At 73.9% G+C, this 2,979-nt stretch carries 1 protein-coding gene and 2 pseudogenes; all 3 read left to right on the top strand.

Translation table 11 applies throughout. The features are described 5' to 3' along the window. Window positions 1–718 (top strand): annotated as a pseudogene (locus SACHA_RS23675) (hypothetical protein); the annotation flags it as partial. Window positions 719–799: 81 nt separating this feature from the next. Continuing rightward, on the top strand, window positions 800–2,155 hold the full coding sequence (locus tag SACHA_RS0105385; protein ID WP_019807774.1) for an ABC1 kinase family protein: 1,356 nt from the start codon (window positions 800–802) through the stop codon (window positions 2,153–2,155). 149 nt (window positions 2,156–2,304) lie between these two features. Then, window positions 2,305–2,979, top strand: a pseudogene (locus SACHA_RS24950) (hypothetical protein); the annotation flags it as partial.

The raw sequence follows: 2,979 nt of genomic DNA, 5'->3' as shown, positions 1-2,979 counted from the left end.
CGACACCCCGCCCCGGCGCGCGTACGGCACGGTCCGCGTGCAGGGGGACGGCCGGCTGGCGGCGGCGGTCATCGCGTCCCTCGCCACTGCGGGTGTCGAGCACCTCGACGTGCGCGCGGACGGCGTGGTCGACGACAGCGACGTGGGCGCCGGTCTCCTCGACCGGGACGTCGGACGGTCCCGGACCTGCGCACTCCGCGACGTCGCACGGCGTGCGCACGCCGGCGTCCACACCGGGCCGCTCCGGCACGGGCGGGTACCGGACCTCGTGCTGCTCACCGACGCCGTGGTTCCCGCACCGGACCTGGTCGCGCCTGTGATGGCCGCGGGGGCGCCGCATCTGCCCGTGCGCGTGCGGGAGGGGATCGGCATCGTCGGTCCCCTGGTCGTCCCGGGCCGCACCAGCTGCCTCCGCTGTGCCGATCTGCACCGGGTCGACCTCGACCCGTGCTGGCCGACGGTGGCCGGGCAGCTCGCGGGCCGACGACAACACACCGACCTGGCGAGCGCACACGGCACCGCGGCGATCGCCGTCGGACAGGCGTTGCGGGCGCTGGCACCGTCCCCGGAGCACCCGCCACCCACCTGGGAGGCGACGTTGGAGCTGGACTGCTACGGCGGAACCGTGCGCCGCAGGGACTGGCCGCCGCACCCGAACTGCGGGTGCGGCGCACCGGCCCGACCACCGCGCCGGCGTCCCCTCCGACAGTTCCGGTGAGGCGGCGAGGACCGCCGCGGCACCGCGATTCACACCGGGAATCGGTGCACAGACCGCGATCCACAGGGCAGAATCGCGGTCGTGACGGACTCGGGCGATTACCTCGACGACCAGACCGATCCCGCGATCCCCCGTAGGGCCGCGGCCCGCACGGCCAAACTGGCCAGCCTGCCGCTCGGCATCGCGGGACGCGCGGTCGGCGGCTGGGGTCGACGGCTGACCGGGCAGAACACCGAGGACGTGAACGCGGTGTTGTCGGCCAAGGCCGCCGAACAGCTCTTCGAGGTGCTGGGCACGCTCAAGGGCGGCGCGATGAAGTTCGGACAGGCGCTCAGCGTCTTCGAGGCCGCCGTCCCGGACGAGCTCGCGGCACCGTACCGGGACGCGCTCACCCGGTTACAGGCCGCGGCACCCCCGATGTCGATGCGGCGGACACACCGGGTGCTCGCCGAGCAACTGGGCCGGTCCTGGCAGCAACGGTTCGCGGAGTTCGACGACGAACCGGCCGCGGCGGCCAGCATCGGGCAGGTGCACCGGGCCGTGTGGCACGACGGCCGCGAAGTCGCGGTGAAGGTGCAGTACCCGGGCGCCGACGAGGCACTGCGCAGCGACCTGCGCCAGCTCCAGCGGTTCAGCAGACTCTTCCAGTCGCTCGTTCCCGGTACCGAGGTGAAACCCCTGCTGGCCGAGCTCGCCGACCGGATGGACGAGGAGCTGGACTATCGCGCCGAGGCCGACAACCAACGGCGGTTCGCCCGGGCGTTCGACGGGGACGCACGGGTGCGCGTGCCGAAGGTGGTGGCCAGCGCGCCGAAGGTGATCGTGACCGAATGGGTCACCGGAACCCCGTTCTCGGAGATCATCAACACCGGGACCCGGGACCAGCGGGACGAGGCGGGCCGCCTGCTCGCCGAGTTCCACTACTCCTCTCCCGAGCGGGCGCACCTGCTGCACTCCGACCCGCATCCCGGCAACTTCCTGCTGCTGGAGGACGGCAGGCTCTGCGTCATCGACTTCGGGGCGGTCGCCGCGCTGCCGCACGGGGCCCCGCCCGCCCTCGGGGTGATGATGCGGCTGGCACTGCAGAACCGCCCGGACGAGCTGTTCGCGATGCTGCGGGCGGAGGGCTTCGTCCGGCACGACGCCGACCTCGACGCCGACGACGTCCACGCGTGGTTGCGGCCGCTGACCGCACCGTTGACCGACGGGACGTTCCACTTCACCCGTCGCTGGGCGCAGAAGCAGGCGCTGCGGATGGGCGACACCCGCAACCAGGACTTCCATACCGGCCGCTTCCTGAACCTGCCGCCCCAGTGGCTGCTCATCCACCGGGTGACGGCCGGGGCCATCGGCATCCTGTGCCAGCTCGACGCGGAGGTGGCCGTGCGGGACATCGTGCGCCGTTGGCAGCCGGGGTTCGCCGACCCGGGTGAGTGAGCCGACGGCCCGGTGAACCGGGTGCGCGCGCCGACGGGTGTCCACAGGGTCGCACCGGCGGCAACGGGCACCCCGTTCGCGACGCCGACCCATCCACAACTCCCGCGTTCACCGGGCCGCCGGCCGCGGAGGCGGTCACGCTCGGCGGTATGACGACAGCGACTCCTCCGCAGCATCCGCACCGCAGGGCCCACGCCACCGTCGCCGACGTCGCCGCGGCGGCGTTGCGGCCCGACGACGAGGGCTGTGATCCGGCGGTGCCCGTGGTCACCGTCGCCGAACTCCGGCGACGGGGCCTCACCCCGAGCACGATCACGAAGCGCTGCCGGCCCGGAGGTCCCTGGCGGCGCCTGGCGAAGGGCGTGATCCTGCTCGGCACCGGCAGACCGACCCGGGAGCAGCTCCTCCGGGCCACCGTGCTGTACCTCGGTCCGGGTTGTGCCCTCACCGGTGTCGACGCACTGGCCGCCCGGGGCGTCCCGCTCCCGCCGTCGGACACCGTGTCCGCGCTCGTCCCCGAGCACCGCCGGGTGTTGCCGCCCCGGTTCACCACCGTCGAGCGGACGTCCCGACCCCCCGAACCCGTCCGGGTCGACGGCCTGCCGTTCGCTCCCCCACCCCGCGCCACGGTGGACGCCGCACGCGGCGAGAGCGACGAACAGCGGCTGCGGCGGATCCTCACCCGGCCCGTGCAGGAGGGGCTGTGCACACTCGCCGAGCTCCGCGACGAACTCGACGCCGGCAACCAGCGCGGCTCGGCCGCCGTCCGCGCACAACTCCGCGCGCTCGACCGTACCGACCTCGGCCGCGGCCGAGGTCGGTAC

This window comes from Saccharomonospora halophila 8 (genome assembly GCF_000383775.1).
In the GTDB taxonomy this organism is placed as follows: Bacteria; Actinomycetota; Actinomycetes; order Mycobacteriales; family Pseudonocardiaceae; genus Saccharomonospora; species Saccharomonospora halophila.
The sequence above is the reverse complement of the archived record's forward strand: the minus strand, read 5'-3'. Positions and strand labels throughout refer to the sequence as shown.